This is a genomic window from Photorhabdus kayaii, from assembly GCF_025384895.1.
Lineage (GTDB): Bacteria > Pseudomonadota > Gammaproteobacteria > Enterobacterales > Enterobacteriaceae > Photorhabdus > Photorhabdus kayaii.
Map to the genome: position 1 here is coordinate 1 of NZ_JAJAFZ010000026.1, position 18,003 is coordinate 18,003.

The following is an 18,003-nucleotide window of genomic DNA, read 5'->3' on the forward strand; positions in this document are numbered from 1 at the left end:
ACCCATCTTAGTGCTGGTCTCCTTATGTATTTCCTCTAAAGATAATCCCTATTGGAATAATATCTTAATCTTATTTCTAAATAAAAAACAGAGTTGAATTTTAAGTTGATAATAATAATATTTAAATTTGAAAATATGTTGGTTTGATTATTTCATATAACTATGATTGATAAATAATAATCTTTATTGAGAAATGAATAGATAGGGTTATGAAATATAACGATATGGAACTTATTTGATTGGATGCTATTTGATTACTGAAAAATATATCTATACCCTATGGATTTCAAGATGGATCGCGACGGCAAGGGAGCGAATCCCTGGGAGCATAGATAACTATGTGACCGGGGTGAGTGAGTGCAGCCAACAAAGAGGCAATTTGAAAGATGACGGGTATATTTGTTTATATTAAATAATTAAAGGGCATAAAGTGAATATGCCCTATGGTATTTAATTATTTCTCAAGTGGCAGGGTATTGTCTGCTCCCCATTCAGCCCATGATCCATCATATAAATAAACATCTTTCTTGCCGATGATATCTAAACCCAATACTAAAACGGCAGCAGTCATACCCGATCCACAACTGGTGATAACCGGTTTGTTTAAATCGATGCCTTGCTGATGGAAAATATCGGTAATTTCAGTTCCTGATTTAAAGTGACCATTCTCTATCAACATCGTCCACGGAACGTTTTTACTGCCAGGAATATGGCCCATTCTTAATCCGGGGCGCGGTTCTGGCGCTTTAGCTTGAAAGCGGTCTGTTGCTCTGGCATCGACAATTTGGATTTGTTGATCATTTAGCGCATCCAGAATTTGTTCCAGTGATTTCACTTTGTCGGCATCAAAATCGGCACTAAAGATTTGAGGATTGCGTTTCACTTCACCTGATTCTGTTGGCAATCCTGCCTGTTGCCAGCCTTGTAAACCGCCATCAAGAATACGGACGTTGTGGCTACCGAATATTTTAAATGTCCACCATGCACGAGGGGCAGAGAACATATTGCCTTGGTCATAAATCACGACTAAATGATTTTTACTGATCCCCATTGCGCCAACAGCCTGACTAAAAGTTTGCGGATCGGGCAGCATGTGAGGTAATCCACTTTGATGATTGGCAATTTTGTCTAAATCAAAAAATTGGGCGCCGGGAATATGGGTATCCAGCCAAAGTTGATGGCAATCAATTTGTTGAGGTGGTGGTGGGGCGGTTGCATCAAGGATGACGAGATTCTTATCATCAAGATGATCTTTTAGCCATTGTGGAGTGACAAAGTATGCGTTATTCATGGGGTCCCTCACTTGATACGAAGATAAAATAGTCCTATTGGGATAGGCACTACGTGTTACAGCCCGTTATTGTTGTTGTACCGGCGCTGTGGTGGTTTCTGGTTGTTGACTGGTTAGTGATTCTACCGGTGTGGTTGAGCGGGTGTACATATTAAGGCCCGCCAAGAATACGCCGCCAATTGAACCAAATGCAAAGATAGCGATGAAAATGATAAGGAGCTTTTTCATTATTGTTCTCAGGTGTTGTAGAAAATAGGCAGTATATAGCGTTCTGAATAGCTGGCAAGGTGCTCACCAATTTAACAAACGAGTTGATTGTCGCCTCGACATAAAGCTGATTTCATTTTTGCTCTGTGGGACAATAGCGCTCCGGTTGTATGGCAGAGAATCCAATGGCACTTTCCAATTCAATAAAAAATCAGATAAGTCAGTGGTATAAGATATTACCTCAACATATTAATGGTTTTATTTCTCGTGTTCCGCAGCGGCAGATGATTGCCGAAGTTGCAAAAACGCTTGCGGATCAGGAAGGTCGTCATTTGGTTATTGAGGCGCCAACGGGAATCGGCAAAACCCTTTCTTATCTGCTACCTGGGATTGCTATCAGCAGAGCGGAAAGTAAGCCATTGGTCGTGAGTACGGCGAATGTCGCTTTGCAAGATCAGATTTACAGTAAAGACCTTCCTCTGTTGCGTAAAATTATTCCCGATCTGAAATTTACCGGGGCTTTTGGTCGTGGTCGTTATGTTTGCCCACGCAATCTTGACGCTATCTGTGCAACCGAGAGTGAGCAGATCGATCTTATGTTTTTGGTTGAGGACAAAACAGAGCTTGCCAGTAGTGAAGAGAGGGAATTGTGTGGTCGGTTGCGTAGTGATTACACAACTTTTGCCTGGGATGGGTTGCGTGATCACCATAAATTGGCTTTGTCCGATGCTTTGTGGGGGAAAGTGAGTACGGATAAAGTAAATTGTTTGGGACGTAACTGTCAGTATTATCATCGTTGCCCATTTTTTATTGCTCGCCGTGAGATAGAAAATGTCGATGTGGTGGTTGCTAACCATGCGTTAGTGATGGCGGCATTGGAGAGTGAATCGGTACTCCCTGATGCTAAAAATTTGTTATTGGTACTCGACGAAGGCCACCATATACCGGATGTTGCCAGGGATTCTCTGGAAGTGGAGGGGGAAATCACTCTGTTTCAACTTAATGGTCAATTAGATACTTTTGTTCGTCATGTTGAGCAATATCTGGTGCAATTCCATCCGGCAAAGCCACCACGCTTAGCTAATGCCAGTCGCCTTAATGAACACAGTGAAAAACTACGGGAATGCTTTAGAGAGCTCGCAATTATCACTCAGGCGTTTTTATCTGAAAAGAATGAACTAGATGAGTATCTGTTTGAGATGGGTAAATTACCGGATAACTTGCTACTTTGCTGCCAACAGCTATTTAAATTGACCGACGGTTTACGGGGTTTGGCAGAAGCGATACTGAATGATTTGACTGAGCGGACGGCTAAACAGGATATTGTCAGATTGCATCGGTCTATTTTGCATACTAGCCGTACGCTTGGATATTTTGAAAATATGACTAAGCTGTGGCGTTTAGCGGCGTTGGAAGAGTCATCCAGTGCGCCGGTATCAAAATGGCTTAGACGCCGTGATGAGAAAAATCAGTCACACCTCTATTTCCATTGTGCCGGTATCAGAGTCAGCGAACAGCTTAATCAACTGCTTTGGCGTAGCATTCCTCATGTGGTTGTGACATCGGCAACGCTTCGTTCTCTGAATAGTTTTTCCCGTATTCAGGAGTTGACTGGGTTGACTGAAAAAGCAGGCGACCGTTTTGTCGCATTGTCATCACCTTTTGATCATGTACGGCAGGGTAAACTGGTTATTCCCAAAATGTCATGGGAGCCGACACTGCACAATGAAACCGCTCATTTGCAAGAGATGGCGTGTTATTTCAGAGCTCAATTGCTGAGGCAGCAACATAAAGGCATGTTGGTTTTGTTCAGCAGTCAGAGGGCGATGGATATCTTTCTCTCTTATGTAACGGATTTACGTCTGATGTTACTTGTGCAAGGGGATCAGCCACGTTATCGGTTAGTGGAAACACATTGTCAGCGTATCAATGAAGGGCAGTGTAGTGTTTTGATTGGATTGCAATCTTTTGCGGAAGGGCTGGATTTAAAGGGGGATTATCTGTCCCAAGTTCACATTCAAAAAATCTCATTTCCGCCAGTGAATAATCCAGTCATTATTACTGAAGGCGAATGGTTGAAATCACTTAAACGTTATCCTTTTGAAGTGCAGAGTTTACCAAGTGCTTCTTTTAGCCTGATTCAGCAAGTAGGAAGACTTATTCGTAGCCATGAATGTTATGGTGATGTGGTGATTTATGACAGGCGCTTACTGAGCAAAAGGTATGGCCCAAGATTATTGCAAGCGCTGCCCATTTTCCCTATTGAGCAGCCGGAAGTTCTTTCAGAGACAGAAATTGGGGACATGAATACTCTTTTGCAAGGAAGGCAATAATGAAGGCAAATTCAGAAGAGTTAACAATTTTCGTGTCAGTAGTGGAAAGCGGGAGTTTCAGTCGTGCGGCGGAACATCTGCAATTAGCAAATTCCGCTGTGAGCCGTTCTATAAAAAAACTTGAAAAGAAACTGGGTGTGAGTCTGCTCAATCGCACAACACGTCAGCTTAGCTTAACCGAAGAAGGTAAGCGTTATTTCCGCCGAGTTTAGCATGTACTACAAGAAATAGCAGCCGCTGAAACTGAACTTATGGAATCTAAACATACGCCAAGTCTCTCTTTAAGACTTGGTATCAGTTTTTCTTTACTTAAATTTTCTGTCCAGATTTTTGTCGTGATATAGATATCTTCACGGGCTACACCGCTTTCTTCTATGGCTTGCCCTACCGCGGTTTCATTCTCATAAATCTGTGCTGTATCAATCGCACGATATCTCAATTCAAGAGCATTTTTTACTGATGTAATAACAACATCATCTTTCAGACGAAAAGTACCTAATCCAAATGCAGGAACAGACATAATAAACCTCATGTAATATTTGATTGAGAAAGGTTTTATTATCATGAGATAAATTGCAATAAAAAAGAGCAATAAATGCAGAAGTCTTTTGCTGATATGGCAAAGATATAATATACCCGTCATCTTTCAAGTTGCCTCTTTGTTGGCTGCACTCGCTCACCCCGGTCACATAGTTATCTATGCTCCCGGGGATTCGCTCCCTTGCCGCCGCGATCCATCTTGAAATCCATAGGGTATATAAGTTAATTTAAATAAATTATTTAAGGGAATACGAACATGTTTACTTCCAGATTAACGATGTTGCACTTATTTATGTGAATCTACCACAGGCAATATCTCTGTGGGCTTATTTTCACTTAGCAAAAAATGCCGGCCTTTTGCGATACCCTCTTCATGGAGAGGGTTTTCGGCTAATTTAGTAAATAAAATCGATAGAAAAGGCGATTTATCCTACTTTTTTCAGAAAACAGGTTTTTAATACTAACCCTCTGATTTTATCTGCGTTACATTCGATTTCATCGTCACGATGGGTAAGACGGATATTTTTAATCAAAGTGCCGCGTTTTAACGTTGCTGATGTGCCTTTTACTTTTAGATCTTTGATGACCTGTACAGAATCGCCATCATTAAGTAAGGTGCCATTGCTGTCTTTTACTTCGGTGTCCATTTTGTTATTTCCTCAAGTTATTTCTGAAAATAAGTGTGGATTATAGACAATTTGTACTGATTTTTAAAGGATATGGCGAAATTTGTCTGTGTGGAGGACATCTTATGATGTATTTTACTGCTCAACGCTTGCTTCAATGTGCTTGTTTGGTAAGCAGCGAAAGATCAATAAATTGGATCACCATGTGGTTTAGAATTTCAATTGTTTCCTGCTTAATGTCATCATCGACATCATCGACATCATCGACATCATTACGAGTATACCCGTCATCTTTCAAGTTGCCTCTTTGTTGGCTGCACTCGCTCACCCCGGTCACATAGTTATCTATGCTCCCGAGGATTCTCTCCCTTGCCGTCGCGATGCATCTTGAAATCCATAGGGTATATAAAGTAGTGTGGATGTCTTTGTTTTGACTAATTTGGCAGTCTCCATAATAATTTTACCTTGATGTTAATAATGAGTTTTTCATTGATGAGATGAATGTAACTCGATATTAGTCTTAAATCATATAGTTTATTCCTATTAAATCAATAGTTAATTTTTATAGGAAAATATTGACCATAAAATTTTTAGATTAATATTAAAAAATATAATAATTTATCAGGTAAATCTGTTGAGTAATTTTGACATGAATGAGTTTTTTATTCATGAAAAAACCGGAGAATGACTTTATTCCTCCGGCTTCTATTTTATTTCGATTAAATAAAATGATTAATCGATTTCGGTGATTTTAGGCTTTCTTTTTATTGTTGATGTAGATCCGATGGAGGCAAAAATAATACAGAACAGCGCCAGCCATTGCGTTATAGTTAAATGTTCATTCAGAAACGCAATACCAGATAGCGCACCCAGCGCGGGTTCAAGGCTCATTAGAGTACCAAATGTTTGTGCAGGTAAACGGGTTAGAGCAATCATTTCCAGTGTATATGGGAATGCAGTAGACAGAATTGCAATTGCCAGTGCCAGAGGGAGAATTGACATATCAAATAATAATTCTGGCCCCGTTTGTATCAAACCGACAGGGAAAAATATCATAGCAGCGATAAATGAACCAATAGACACCGTTGCGGCTCCATGGCCTGCACCGGCGCGTTGGCCGAAAATAATATACAGTGCCCAGCAAACACCTGCGCTGAGTGCATAAATAATCCCTATAGGATCTAAACTATTAATATTATTATTGCCAATGGGTAGTAGGAAAGCTAAGCCGGCGATAACCAATGCCACCCAAAGAAAATCTATTGGTCGGCGTGATGAAAACATAGCTACAGCCAATGGGCCGGTGAATTCAAGAGCCACGGCAATACCTAAAGGAATAGTTGTCAGTGCCATATAGAATGTATAATTCATCGCGCCAAGAGCAATACCATAGGTAAGCAGTGGCATGATGGATTTTCGGCTAAAACGCAAGCGCCAGGGTTTAAAAATAATAAACAGAATGATAGTTCCAAGACCTAGGCGCAGTGCGGTAACACCCGGTGCATCGATGACCGGAAACAGCGTTTTGGCAAGAGAAGCACCACCCTGAATTGATGTCATGGCAAGCAGTAACAGTATTACAGGTATTAATGGAAAGGTACTCTTTTGGAGCTTGGAAGGAGACATCCGGGCAAAACCTCAAATTAAAATCAAGTGATTTGGCCGACAATCTTCGCAGTGAAATGCAGATAACTCAATAGGTTTAGAGAATATAATTTTAGCGAAATATTTTTCATTTATTAGACCATATTATATGGTTATAGTGAAATTAAATTTCATTATTGGTATATAATTCTGTATAAATTTACATTGTATTTTAATATGTTGATAATTTAGGGATTACAAGTGATGAAGGTATTTACTACAATCTGGTTAATTCTTGATTTCATATACCCTATGGATTTTAAGATGCATCGCGACGGCAAGGGAGTGAATCCCCGGGAGCATAGGTAACTATGTGACCGGGGTGAGCGAGTGCAGCCAACAAAGAGGCCACTTGAAATCCATAGGGTATAACTATATTAGTTATCAAAATAAATAAACCATTCCTGTTGTATAGATATTAATTAAAATATCTTCTCACAGGAATGGTTGTTAATACTAATGATTAAATATTAGCTTACAATCATATATTCTACTATTGGATTATTACCGCCATCTGCTGTATAGGATAAATGTAAATCATCACCTAAATAATCGGTTGAGATTGAGTAGCTGCTGCTGCCAATCAAAGGGTTACTCCATGTAACATAGATACTATAGATTTCGCCTTTACTATCTACAAATACATAGGTACAGCGCCCTGCAACACCACCTAACAGGCTGTTTGAATCACTTCTCCAAATCGCTTTTCCAGGCGTGTTATCATTGCTTCTATTAATGACTTGAGGAGGAAGAGTGGTCCACTCACCTTGATCCAGACGAATAGAATCCTGAATAAGTTTAAGTTTATATATTGATTTGTTAGTTACTTTTGCAATAACGCTGATTGGTGCTTTTAAGGAGATTGCTTCGATCTCTGACATAGTATTACCTCTTGTGATTGATGTTAAAAATATGATTAATAAATTCCAAGATTTTAATTTAGCCTATTATGGTTATATAAAATAACTTGGGGTGGAACCAACCTTCTTCGCTATATTTGATAGCTTATTTTACTTCCTATTAGAATTCCTTTTCTTTATGTTTCCTAAAAATCAATTTTTATATCTGAGTCTTTTTATTTATCGTTATCACCATTTTATTACTATTTTTGATAATTTTAATATTTTAAAAGATTAAAATTAAAAGCAAACTATCTATTCATTGGTGTAGATAAAAAGATTTATTTTGTCTCGATGTTTTTTAAGATACCTTTTCTCTCAGATAAAAGTCAATTTTTTTGCTCTTTGTGTTTTATTATAAAATAACAACCGGTTAATTATATTTTCGTACTTAAAAACGTAGATATAGATGATAAAATATGTCTATGTTTTTTAATAACTAATATATAAAACGGCTATAATGGCAAATAAAAATAGAACGCCAATTTTATGACGGGAGAATAATAATTTATTATTTTTTGAACATTAATTCATCATTATATTGATGAGATGTTAATGCGTTGTAATATTGAATGAGTATAACTTAGCAATATACCCAATGGATTTCAAGATGGATCGCGACGGCAAGGGAGCGAATCCCCGGGAGCATAGATAACTATGTGACCGGGGTGAGTGAGTGCAGCCAACAAAGAGGCAACTTGAAAGATGACGGGTATAGATTGTATTTATTTTGAATAGCGATAAACGTATTAATTTGATAAGCCTTTATTTTTGCTAGGAAGTTTATTGATTTATTGATTAACAAATATTTGGATAATGAGATGAAATTATATTCACTATAGGGACTATTACATCCTTGATGAAAAAATTGTAAAAAAGGAAATTATTGTGAACGTAATGTCATTAATCCCTAATATGTTTATTTGCAATGTGCCAATATTGATTTCTCTTATTTTCTTCTTTGTGCCTGATTTGAAAGCACATTCCGCATCAAATTAAATCACAGTATCGTTTTGTCATTTAGAGTACCAATAGAAAGCTTGTTACTATTTTATTAAAAGTAAAAAATCAAAGCAGTCTATTTTTAGATATTAGCCGTCAGATCTTGCAAGCAAGCCTTTGAGTTGGAGGAGCGCCTTGGGATGCCGGGGCTGCTCCTAAAATTTTAACACTGTTTTAGTGAATGAATTTGCAGTACGATATAAGTTAATTAGCTCGAATAACGCTCAAAACTCTCCGCGATCTCTTAACACTATTGTGGCATAATGCGCCGCTATCGATTTTTCCGATTTTCCTTTTGTTTCTAAATGTAAGAGCGAATGCAGTGTTAAGTACAAACAACATCACCATGCAATTTGGCAGTAAGCCCCTGTTTGAAAACATTTCTGTCAAGTTTGGCAACGGTAACCGTTATGGTCTGATTGGCGCTAATGGTTCCGGTAAATCCACTTTTATGAAAATTCTGGGAGGTGATCTGACACCCTCTGTCGGCAATGTCAGCACCGATCCCAATGAGCGTATTGGTAAACTGCGTCAGGATCAGTTTGCTTTTGAAGAGTTCACGGTGTTGGATACCGTGATTATGGGGCACACGGAACTGTGGCAGGTAAAGCAGGAGCGTGACCGCATCTATGCAATGGCAGAAATGAGTGAAGAGGATGGCTATCGCGTTGCGGATCTGGAAGTCGCTTATGGCGAGATGGATGGTTATAGTGCCGAAGCGCGAGCCGGAGAGTTGTTGCTAGGCGTGGGTATTCCAGTAGAACAGCATTACGGTTTGATGAGCGAAGTGGCACCAGGCTGGAAATTGCGGGTATTGCTGGCTCAAGCGCTGTTTTCTAATCCTGATGTTCTGTTATTGGATGAACCGACGAATAACTTGGATATTGATACGATTCGTTGGTTAGAGCAGATACTGAATGAACGAAATAGCACTATGATCATTATTTCCCATGATCGCCACTTCCTGAATACGGTTTGTACTCATATGGCCGATCTCGATTACGGTGAATTACGTCTGTTCCCCGGTAATTATGATGAATATATGGTTGCCGCCACTCAGGCCCGTGAACGTCTGCTCGCGGATAATGCGAAGAAGAAAGCACAGATTGCGGAGTTACAGTCTTTTGTCAGCCGTTTCAGCGCTAATGCCTCCAAATCAAAACAGGCGACTTCCCGTGCTCGTCAGATTGATAAAATCCAGTTGGGAGAAGTTAAGGCATCCAGCCGTCAGAATCCTTATATCCGTTTTGAGCAGGATAAGAAATTATTCCGTAATGCTCTGGAAATAGAAGGTTTAACTAAAGGTTATGACAATGATCCTCTGTTTAAAAATCTTAATCTCTTGCTGGAAGTTGGTGAGAAACTCGCTGTTATTGGTGCTAACGGTATTGGTAAAACAACTTTCTTGAAAACACTCGTTGGTGAAACAGAGCCAACCAGTGGCACAGTTAAATGGTCTGAAAATAGTAGCATTGGTTATTATGCTCAGGATCATGCCAGTGATTTTGACTGTGATCTGACGGTTTTTGACTGGATGAGTCAATGGAAGAGAGAAGGGGATGATGAACAAGCTGTTCGTAGCGTATTAGGCCGTTTGTTGTTCAGCCAAGATGACATTAAGAAAAAAGTCAAAGTATTATCGGGTGGCGAAAAAGGGCGGATGCTATTTGGTAAGTTGATGATGCAACAGCCAAATATTCTGATAATGGATGAACCAACAAACCACTTGGATATGGAATCCATTGAATCCCTGAACCTCGCGCTTGAATTGTATAAAGGTACTTTGATATTTGTTTCTCATGATCGGGAGTTTGTTAGCTCATTGGCAAGCCGAGTTATGGAAATTAAATCTGATAAAGTCATTGATTTCAAAGGTACTTATGATGAGTATTTGAGAAGCCAAGGAATTGTTGAGTAATAATCTTGTGGCATAAATCGCCCTAGTTGAGATAACCGGGGCGTGTTCTTTCTATTGCTTGTTATTTCTATTGCGTGTTATTTCTATCGGTAAATAGATTAACTGTTGCACACCTCGCAATTGGGATCTTTAAGTAATTTAATATCACGAAATTGCATCGTCATTGCATCAAACAGTAAAACCTTTCCGCTGCTGACTTTGCCGTATCCAGTAAGGAGTTTGATGGTTTCCATTGCTTGTAATGTACCGATGGTGCCGACCAATGGCGCCATAACTCCCGCTTCTACGCACGTCAAATTGTTTTCGCCAAACAGTCTGCTCAGGCAACGGTAGCAGGGGGCATTTGGCTGATAAGTAAATGTAGTGAGTTGTCCTTCCATGCGAATAGCGGCACCAGAAACCAGAGGCGTTTTCCTTGTCAGACACAAGCGGTTCAGTTGTTCGCGGATTGCCACATTATCAGTACAATCTAAGACAACATCATTCTGGCTGATAAGTTCATCTAGCGCCTGATCTTCCAGTAATCCATTAACGGTTTTAATCGTGACATGTGGGTTTATTGCCCGGAGCGTCAATTGGGCTGAATGCACCTTAGCCATGCCGATACGTTCATCTCGATGCAGGATCTGCCGTTGCAGGTTCGAGAGAGAAACAGTATCAAAATCCAGTAGTGTTATTGTTCCCACACCTGCTGCGGTCAAATACTGGGATGCTGCGCAACCTAAACCACCGGCACCGACTATCAGGATCGCCGAAGATTTCAATTTTTCCTGACCGTCAAAATCAAACCCGCGTAGAACAATCTGACGGTTATAGCGTAGGGTTTCTGTGTCTGTTAGTTCAATGGTCATTATTCATTTTTCAGTAAGTGATTGAACAATTCGATTTCAACATTTTCACCAATTTCTACCCGCCCACGTTCACGTTCCAGAACAATGAAGCAGTTCCCCTGACTGAATGAACTAAATATATGAGAGCCTTGATGCCCTGTCGTACAGACTTCTAATTGACCTTGTTCATTCACCGAAGCAATACCTCGTTGGAAATCCATTCTCCCCGGCGTCTTTTTCAATGGCGTGGTGACCTTGGCGCGCATACGCATAGGGGGTTGCCATGCTGTAAAACCGGATAGACGAGCGATTAAAGGTTGAACTAATTGATAGAAAGTGAGAACGGCTGAAACTGGATTACCGGGCAAACCACAGAACCAGGCGTTTTTTAGTTTGCCAAAAGCGAAGGGTTTACCCGGTTTAATTGCCAGTTTCCAGAAACAGATTTCGCCTAATTCATCCAGTATCTGCTTGGTGTAGTCTGCTTCACCCACAGAAACACCACCACTGCTGATAACTAAATCAGCTTGTTGATCTGCTTCACCAAAAACATGGCGTAAAGCTTGGGGATTGTCTGCAATAACCCTTAAATCAATAACATCGCAATCCAGTTTTTCCAGCATGAGTCGAACGGCAAGACGGTTGGTATCATAAATTTGGCCTTCCTTCAGTGGGTGACCGATAGCTTGTAGCTCATCACCGGTCGAGAAAATGGCGACTTTTAATTTGCGAACGACTTCAACGTCGGTGATGCCTAAAGATGCAATTAGCGGTAACTGAGCGGTGGATAATTTGCTGCCTGCCGGTAGTACCACCGCACCTTCAGTAATATCTTCGCCGGCCAGACGGATATTCTGGCCTTGCTTGGCTGGCTGAGTGAAGACAATGCCATCATCAGTAATCTCTGCGTGTTCTTGCATAATGACCGTATCAGCGCCTGTGGGAATAGGTGCGCCAGTCATAATGCGGATACAAGTTGCAACCGGCCATTCTCCTTGAAAAGGTGCGCCTGCTAGTGCTTTTCCTGCCAGAGGTAGTGGTTTACAGCTATTTAAATCCGTATAGCGTACGGCATAACCATCCATTGCTGAGTTAGCAAAAGGCGGCACATTGATAGGAGAAATAATATTTGTTGCAGTAATGCGTCCTGATGTTTGCGGGAGGTTGACGGTTTCTGTGTCAGTCAGTGGTGTAACTTGCGTCACAAGTTTTTCCAACGCCTGCTGCAAAGAGATCAATCCAGAGGTGTGACAGTGATCCATAATGATGCTCCCAGATAAGGTTTTTCATTAGGCATTATGGCAGAGATCATCCTATGTGTGAGTGATATTTGGCTTTGATGAGTATCCTATGTTTCATAAATGCGGCGATATTGGTCTCGGTGGTCCAAAGCGCCGCAACATGTGATAAATATGCAGAACATCACGATTAACCTGGCGTCAGGGAATCTGCTGTTGTCATAGCCAGGTCACAAAGCGGACAAGAGATTATAAGGTTTGACCACTGTCAACGGTTATGACTTGTCCTGTCATCGATTCTGCTTTTAACAACATTAAGGTTATTTCTGCAACATCTTCTGGCGTTGAAATTCTTTCTAAGGGCAAATAAGTGCAAAGCGTATGCATTTTCTCTTCTTTCCCTTTCCACCATCTGGTTTCAACGGCGCCTGGCGCTACGCAGTTAACCCTGACCGATGGAGCCAGTGCCCGAGCTAAGGATCTTGTTAGTCCGTGAACCGCTGATTTGGAAGTGGCATAGGGGATACAAGAACCTAGGCCTGTTTCGCCGGCGATACTACCGACATTCACGATAGCACTCCCTGTTCTTGCTTTAAGATAAGGTGCGGCATACCGGCAACAATGAAATGTGCCTTTCACATTAACATCAATAATGGTATCCCAAATATCGCTAGATATGGCATCAAGATCTTCAAATTGAAGTTGTCTGGTTGTCGCCGCGTTATTTACCAGATAGTCGATCCCGCTAAACTTTTCCACGACAGTGTTTATCATCGCCTGCACAGCCGATTCGTCGGCAACATCCGCTTTTATCGCGATAGCTTGCCCCCCATCCTTGATAATGGCTTCTGTTGTTTCCCGCGCTTCAAGTTCACTTTGTGAATAGATCACTGCGACCGCAGCACCTTGTTTCGCCAGCATAATACTGATAGCCCGTCCTATACCGGTTCCACCACCGGTTACAATGGCTGTCTTACCTTGAAATACTTTATACATAACAATGCTCCTTATTAATATTTGTACATAACATGATGAATCATATCTCTTATAGACAGGTTTGTTAGTACCGTTTTGGCATTATTGTGTGGAAGCCTGACTAATTAAGCTAATGTTGTGTTGTAAAACTCGATTTAGCCTTAGTGGAGGTAACTTATTAGAGGTAAAAATAAATAAGCGGCGCAGAGTAAGAAAATTCATATATGCTGACATTCCAGATACTGTAATTAATTGCTTACTGATTTTTTATTTATGGGTAGAAATAATTTACGTTTTTCTGGGAATTTTGTTAATTAAAAGTGTGTATTGTATTTGATTTCTGTTTTGGATTGTGAGAAATAAATTAAAAAATAATATCTTATGGCTATGAACAATTCAATGTCTCCTCAACAAAGTCACCGCTACCTAGCTTTTCATATCGCAATGAGTGGATTTTTGGCGCTAGTCGTCGCTATGGGAATTGGGCGTACTGCTTTCACTCCTCAAGTACCTTTAATGATCGCAGAATTCCAGTTTAGTCTGACTGGGGCCGGTATTGTTGCGGCTTTTAACTATTTGGGATATCTGGCCGGCTCCTATGATGCAATGCGGGCGCGCCGTTTGATTGAATATCGGCTTTGGGCCGGATTATGGGGAGCAGTGATTATCACATTGCTCTCTGCACTATTGTATGGGGCGATATTGCACAGTATCGCCCGTTTTTTTATTGGTTGGGCAAGTGGTTGGACATTGGTGCTAGTAACATCATGGGCCAATGAACAGTTGGCTAAATTGAATCGTCCTGCGTTGAGTGCTGCCATATTTGCGGGGCCGGGAGTCGGGATATTCGTTACTGGTATCCTTGCTATCGGTATTCAAGCATGGCAAGTGAGTGCTTCCGAAGCATGGATGTTGTATGGCATTTTGGCGCTGATTTGCAGTATCTATATTAGTCGGCATTTGCCCCGTAGTGGTGAGTTACACCGTTCACAGGCTGAGGTGAAGAAACTGACTTTGACACCTGCAATTAAGCGGCTGGTATGGGGCTACAGCTTAGCCGGCTTTGGTTATATTTTACCTGCGACTTTTCTTTCACAAATGGCAAGTGATCGTTTCCCTGGCAGCTTGTTTGCACAGTTTGTCTGGCCAATATTTGGTGGTGCCGCAGTCATCGGCATCGGTTTTGCTATTCTGACCCGCCATATGCTGACAACGCAAATCCGACTTGCGATCACTTTATGGATTCAGGCTGTGGGCATTCTTATCGCTGAGATCATTCCGGGAATAGGTAGTCTGGCATTAAGCTCTTTGTTGGTTGGTGGTGGTTTTATGTGTGTGGTGCAAATGGGGTTTCAGTATGGGCGTGAATTAGCGCCAGAACATAGCCGTTATATGGCTGGGTTATTAACCACCGGATATGCTGTCGGGCAGCTTATTGGGCCGATGTTGTCAGCGGTTTCTACCGCAATAACCGGGAGATTGGAGCCAGCATTATATGTTGCATTGATTACCTTGGTCATTGCCGGGTTGTTGGTTTGTAACAGGAATAAACCGACCAGAGAAGTGCGTGTGTAAAAAATTCATATATACCTTATGGATTTCAAGATGCATCGCGACGGCAAGGGAGCGAATCCCCGGGAGCATAGATAAACTATGTGACCGGGGTGAGTGAGTGCAGCCAACAAAGAGGCAACTTGAAAGATGACGGGTATAATTATGAAAAGCAATCACTGGATAATCACCACGTGCTCATTTACAGTGTGTGCAATAGTTACCTGTTAGTCGTGATTGTTTCAGTGATGGTACTTATGACTCGAACATCAATTGACTACCCGCCAGATGATGGAAAGTAATGTCTTTGGAGAAAATAATGTCATCCTTAAGTAAAGAAGCTGAGCTTGTGCATTCGGCGCTGGAAGCTCGTGGTCTTGAAACGCCTTTGCGTGGTCAGGCATTGGTGCCGGAAGTGCGCAAAGCGCGGATTGAGGAGCATATGACGGAAGTTATGAAACTGTTGAATCTTGATTTGCGTGATGACAGTTTGGCAGAAACCCCAGGTCGTATTGCGAAAATGTATGTCGATGAGGTTTTTTCAGGATTGGACTATCGCAATTTCCCGAAAATCACATTGATAGAAAATAAAATGAAAGTGGACGAAATGGTGACCGTTCGTGATATCACACTCACCAGCACCTGCGAACACCATTTCGTGACCATTGATGGCAAGGCGACGGTTGCCTATATTCCAAAAGATAAAGTGATTGGGTTGTCTAAAATTAACCGTATTGTGCAATTTTTTTCTCAACGTCCACAGGTTCAGGAGCGTCTGACCCAGCAGATCTTGATTGCATTACAGACACTCCTTGGTACCAATAGTGTTGCCGTATCGATTGATGCGGTTCATTACTGTGTGAAAGCACGGGGCATCCGTGATGCAACCAGTACCACGACAACAACCTCCTTGGGGGGATTGTTTAAATCTAGCCAAAATACTCGTCAAGAGTTTTTACGCACAATTCGCCATGTGTAATTTTTACACTGGGATATAAGAATGGCTTGCCAGAGAATTAATTCACTGGATAGCATTCGTGGCTTGGCAATACTGGGGATATTGCTACTCAATATCTCCGGTTTTGCTTTGCCATCCGCTGCTTATTTGAATCCGACATATAATGGTTCAGCTTCTTTAACTGATTTGATTGTCTGGTCTGTACTTAGCGTCTTTGTTCAGGGAAAGTTCCTGTGTATTTTGGCCTTCTTATTTGGTGCGGCATTGGAGCTACTATTACCAAGGGGCAAAATCTGGAATTATCCACGATTAACCATACTTGCTCTAATTGGAATGGGACATGGCATCCTACTCTGGGATGGCGATATTTTGCTCTCTTATAGTTTGGCAGGTTTTTTCAGCTTTCAATTGATTAGCCAAAATAGCGCCAGTAACCGGTTATTTATGAAAGGCGCTATTTTTTATCTGATCGGATTAGTGCTATTGTTTATTCTCGGCTTTTTTTCCAGCGGCGAATCTAATAATGTTTCTTGGCAATCGACGGAATTCCAAATGTTATACGAAACATATTGGAAAACGTCTGGTGGATGGCTGGCAGCAAAAGAGCGTTTCAATCAGATCATGTTGATGATGGTCATGCTGTTTGTTCAGTATGGCTGGCAGCTTATCGGTATTATGTCATGTGGTGCTGGATTAATGCGTAATGGTTGGCTAAAAGGGGAATTTTCAGTAAGCCATTATCGAAATGTGGCTCTGGTGCTGATACCGCTCAGTATTGCTGTTCAGATATTCTCTGTGGTGTTCCAATATACCCATAATTGGGATTACTTTTGGTCTGGTATTGTCGGTTATATCCTTGCTGAGTTGGTAACGCCATTTCAGGCACTGGGGTATATGGCTTTAATATATGGTTTCTGGCCGGTCATTTCATGCTGGCGAATTAATTACTGGCTCAATCAGGTTGGGCGAATGGCGATGAGTAATTACTTGCTACAAACCTTAATCTGCACCCTGCTGTTTTATAACCTTGGGTTTTTTGGTCAATTTAGCCGTTTGGAATTGCTTGCATTTATTCTTCCCATTTGGGCAGTGAATATTCTTTTTTCATGCTGGTGGTTACGTTGTCACCCGCAAGGTCCAGTAGAACAGCGGTGGCGTGATATCACGGCGGTGTTGGCCCGGTCGGCTTAAACTGGGTTTTATCCATTGACCGTAATTCTTCAGGGGTTACGGCGGGGTAATCAGTCATACCTTTTGGTACCTTATACGGAGCAGGAATAGGGATCAACGGGCCCAAGAAACGAGGTTCACGTTTCAGAATATAAAGATCAGTCAGGGCACCAAGGCGGGCAATGATTTCGCGTAATCGAACGGTAATCATATTTTTGGGTGTGGAAACCGCATAACACTGAGCATCAATTCCCATATGCATAGCGATAAACAGGGCTCGTTCGCAATGAAATCGTTGGGTGATAATTGTGAAATCATTAGTGTTAAAAACTTTCCGGGTTCTGACTATTGAGTCAAGGGTTCTGAAACCAGCAAAATCCAGTACGATATTTGCAGCAGGAATACCCGCTTTTAGCAAATCTCTGCGCATAGTGACGGGTTCGTTATAACTTTGCTGAGCATTGTCACCACTCAGTAACAAATATTTGATTTTGTCGCTGTTATAAGCATTAATGGCTCCCTGAATACGGTACATATAGTACTGATTTGGCGCACCAGAGAGGTAATATTTAGCAGTACCAAGTACTATACCCACTTCACGTTCAGGAAGTTGTTTGAGATCATCAAAGACATAGGGGGCTGTTTTCCAACTAATCCAGCGGTCAAGTGCAATAGCTGTCAGTATCAGCATCCCTATGATGAATAACAGACTAGTTATCAGGCGCTTCCACATGCTTTTGCCTTATACACATTAATGACTGAATTTGTTAAAGGCTACTTTACCTGAAATTTCGAAGCAAGTTTTCTCTGTAAGAAAAAAG

General features: G+C 41.3%; 17 protein-coding genes and 3 pseudogenes. 8 read left to right on the forward strand and 12 right to left on the reverse strand.

The features are described from left to right. Positions 1-250: 250 nt before the first annotated feature. Entirely contained in the window at positions 251-412 is a 162-nt protein-coding gene (locus tag LGZ98_RS11615; RefSeq protein WP_158536550.1) for a hypothetical protein, read from the forward strand. 42 nt (positions 413-454) lie between these two features. On the opposite strand, the gene sseA is transcribed toward LGZ98_RS11615, so the two are convergent. Both sseA and LGZ98_RS11625 read right to left on the reverse strand, forming a co-directional pair. Further along, the gene (gene sseA / locus LGZ98_RS11620) at positions 455-1,291 is read right to left on the reverse strand and encodes a 3-mercaptopyruvate sulfurtransferase (RefSeq protein WP_113042171.1); all 837 of its coding nucleotides are present in this window, start codon (positions 1,289-1,291) and stop codon (positions 455-457) included. A 66-nt stretch (positions 1,292-1,357) separates the two neighbouring features. Continuing rightward, a complete protein-coding gene (locus LGZ98_RS11625; RefSeq protein WP_191214833.1) occupies positions 1,358-1,519 on the reverse strand; it encodes a hypothetical protein in 162 nt (53 codons plus the stop codon). A gap of 164 nt (positions 1,520-1,683) precedes the next feature. Between LGZ98_RS11625 and dinG the strand changes: the two genes are divergently transcribed. Further along, the gene (gene dinG / locus LGZ98_RS11630) at positions 1,684-3,831 is read left to right on the forward strand and encodes an ATP-dependent DNA helicase DinG (RefSeq protein WP_113042172.1); all 2,148 of its coding nucleotides are present in this window, start codon (positions 1,684-1,686) and stop codon (positions 3,829-3,831) included. Then, positions 3,831-4,121: pseudogene (locus LGZ98_RS11635) on the forward strand (LysR family transcriptional regulator); the annotation flags it as partial. The gene dinG and the pseudogene LGZ98_RS11635, both read left to right, overlap by 1 nt. Here the strand turns inward: LGZ98_RS11635 and LGZ98_RS11640 are convergent. The 6 genes and pseudogenes from LGZ98_RS11640 to LGZ98_RS11665 all read right to left on the reverse strand — a co-directional run. Next, positions 4,103-4,351, reverse strand: a pseudogene (locus tag LGZ98_RS11640) (aldo/keto reductase); the annotation flags it as partial. The pseudogenes LGZ98_RS11635 and LGZ98_RS11640 sit on opposite strands and share 19 nt — an antisense overlap. After that, positions 4,305-4,520, reverse strand: a complete 216-nt coding sequence (locus LGZ98_RS11645; RefSeq protein ID WP_158536551.1) for a hypothetical protein — start codon at positions 4,518-4,520, stop codon at positions 4,305-4,307. The pseudogene LGZ98_RS11640 and the gene LGZ98_RS11645, both read right to left, overlap by 47 nt. A gap of 276 nt (positions 4,521-4,796) precedes the next feature. Then, a complete protein-coding gene (locus LGZ98_RS11650; protein ID WP_112876135.1) occupies positions 4,797-5,018 on the reverse strand; it encodes an alkylphosphonate utilization protein in 222 nt (73 codons plus the stop codon). A gap of 136 nt (positions 5,019-5,154) precedes the next feature. Beyond that, positions 5,155-5,325, reverse strand: a pseudogene (locus LGZ98_RS11655) (hypothetical protein); the annotation flags it as partial. Between the two features lie 404 nt (positions 5,326-5,729). Then, positions 5,730-6,623, reverse strand: a complete 894-nt coding sequence (gene rhtA, locus LGZ98_RS11660; protein ID WP_262978106.1) for a threonine/homoserine exporter RhtA — start codon at positions 6,621-6,623, stop codon at positions 5,730-5,732. A gap of 488 nt (positions 6,624-7,111) precedes the next feature. Then, positions 7,112-7,522: a toxin gene (locus tag LGZ98_RS11665; protein WP_113042174.1), complete on the reverse strand. Its 411-nt coding sequence runs from the start codon at positions 7,520-7,522 to the stop codon at positions 7,112-7,114. Positions 7,523-8,864: 1,342 nt separating this feature from the next. Between LGZ98_RS11665 and LGZ98_RS11670 the strand changes: the two genes are divergently transcribed. Next, positions 8,865-10,460, forward strand: coding sequence for an ABC-F family ATPase (locus LGZ98_RS11670; protein ID WP_113042175.1), 1,596 nt, complete (start codon positions 8,865-8,867; stop codon positions 10,458-10,460). A gap of 98 nt (positions 10,461-10,558) precedes the next feature. Here the strand turns inward: LGZ98_RS11670 and moeB are convergent, their stop codons facing one another. From moeB to LGZ98_RS11685, 3 genes are all read right to left on the reverse strand, one after another. After that, positions 10,559-11,311, reverse strand: a complete 753-nt coding sequence (gene moeB, locus LGZ98_RS11675; protein WP_113042176.1) for a molybdopterin-synthase adenylyltransferase MoeB — start codon at positions 11,309-11,311, stop codon at positions 10,559-10,561. After that, complete coding sequence (gene moeA / locus LGZ98_RS11680) at positions 11,311-12,552, reverse strand: molybdopterin molybdotransferase MoeA (RefSeq protein WP_262978107.1); 1,242 nt, start codon at positions 12,550-12,552, stop codon at positions 11,311-11,313. Before moeA ends, moeB begins: the two co-directional genes overlap by 1 nt. Positions 12,553-12,777: 225 nt before the next feature. Continuing rightward, a complete protein-coding gene (locus tag LGZ98_RS11685; RefSeq protein ID WP_113042178.1) occupies positions 12,778-13,524 on the reverse strand; it encodes an SDR family NAD(P)-dependent oxidoreductase in 747 nt (248 codons plus the stop codon). A gap of 366 nt (positions 13,525-13,890) precedes the next feature. On the opposite strand from LGZ98_RS11685, the gene LGZ98_RS11690 reads away from it, so the two are divergent. From LGZ98_RS11690 to yeiB, 4 genes are all read left to right on the forward strand, one after another. Continuing rightward, positions 13,891-15,078: a YbfB/YjiJ family MFS transporter gene (locus LGZ98_RS11690; protein WP_390904676.1), complete on the forward strand. Its 1,188-nt coding sequence runs from the start codon at positions 13,891-13,893 to the stop codon at positions 15,076-15,078. An 80-nt stretch (positions 15,079-15,158) separates the two neighbouring features. Beyond that, entirely contained in the window at positions 15,159-15,356 is a 198-nt protein-coding gene (locus tag LGZ98_RS11695; protein WP_146748088.1) for a hypothetical protein, read from the forward strand. Positions 15,357-15,373: 17 nt separating this feature from the next. Beyond that, positions 15,374-16,033 (forward strand): GTP cyclohydrolase I FolE, encoded by a 660-nt coding sequence (gene folE, locus LGZ98_RS11700; protein ID WP_113042180.1) that lies wholly within the window; start codon positions 15,374-15,376, stop codon positions 16,031-16,033. 21 nt (positions 16,034-16,054) lie between these two features. Next, a complete protein-coding gene (gene yeiB, locus LGZ98_RS11705) occupies positions 16,055-17,203 on the forward strand; it encodes a DUF418 domain-containing protein YeiB (protein WP_113042181.1) in 1,149 nt (382 codons plus the stop codon). Here the strand turns inward: yeiB and sanA are convergent. Next, on the reverse strand, positions 17,175-17,915 hold the full coding sequence (gene sanA, locus LGZ98_RS11710; RefSeq protein ID WP_262978108.1) for an outer membrane permeability protein SanA: 741 nt from the start codon (positions 17,913-17,915) through the stop codon (positions 17,175-17,177). The two genes, yeiB and sanA, sit on opposite strands and share 29 nt — an antisense overlap. Positions 17,916-18,003 lie beyond the last annotated feature (88 nt).

What these genes read in the sequence shown, in the direction of transcription:
- sseA (WP_113042171.1), bottom strand. Translation starts at nt 1,291, where the DNA reads ATGAATAACGCATACTTTGTCACTCCACAATGGCTAAAAGATCATCTT.
- LGZ98_RS11625 (WP_191214833.1), bottom strand. Translation starts at nt 1,519, where the DNA reads ATGAAAAAGCTCCTTATCATTTTCATCGCTATCTTTGCATTTGGTTCA.
- dinG (WP_113042172.1), top strand. Translation starts at nt 1,684, where the DNA reads ATGGCACTTTCCAATTCAATAAAAAATCAGATAAGTCAGTGGTATAAG.
- LGZ98_RS11650 (WP_112876135.1), bottom strand. Translation starts at nt 5,018, where the DNA reads ATGGACACCGAAGTAAAAGACAGCAATGGCACCTTACTTAATGATGGC.
- rhtA (WP_262978106.1), bottom strand. Translation starts at nt 6,623, where the DNA reads ATGTCTCCTTCCAAGCTCCAAAAGAGTACCTTTCCATTAATACCTGTA.
- LGZ98_RS11665 (WP_113042174.1), bottom strand. Translation starts at nt 7,522, where the DNA reads ATGTCAGAGATCGAAGCAATCTCCTTAAAAGCACCAATCAGCGTTATT.
- moeB (WP_113042176.1), bottom strand. Translation starts at nt 11,311, where the DNA reads ATGACCATTGAACTAACAGACACAGAAACCCTACGCTATAACCGTCAG.
- moeA (WP_262978107.1), bottom strand. Translation starts at nt 12,552, where the DNA reads ATGGATCACTGTCACACCTCTGGATTGATCTCTTTGCAGCAGGCGTTG.
- LGZ98_RS11685 (WP_113042178.1), bottom strand. Translation starts at nt 13,524, where the DNA reads ATGTATAAAGTATTTCAAGGTAAGACAGCCATTGTAACCGGTGGTGGA.
- LGZ98_RS11690 (WP_390904676.1), top strand. Translation starts at nt 13,891, where the DNA reads ATGAACAATTCAATGTCTCCTCAACAAAGTCACCGCTACCTAGCTTTT.
- folE (WP_113042180.1), top strand. Translation starts at nt 15,374, where the DNA reads ATGTCATCCTTAAGTAAAGAAGCTGAGCTTGTGCATTCGGCGCTGGAA.
- yeiB (WP_113042181.1), top strand. Translation starts at nt 16,055, where the DNA reads ATGGCTTGCCAGAGAATTAATTCACTGGATAGCATTCGTGGCTTGGCA.
- sanA (WP_262978108.1), bottom strand. Translation starts at nt 17,915, where the DNA reads ATGTGGAAGCGCCTGATAACTAGTCTGTTATTCATCATAGGGATGCTG.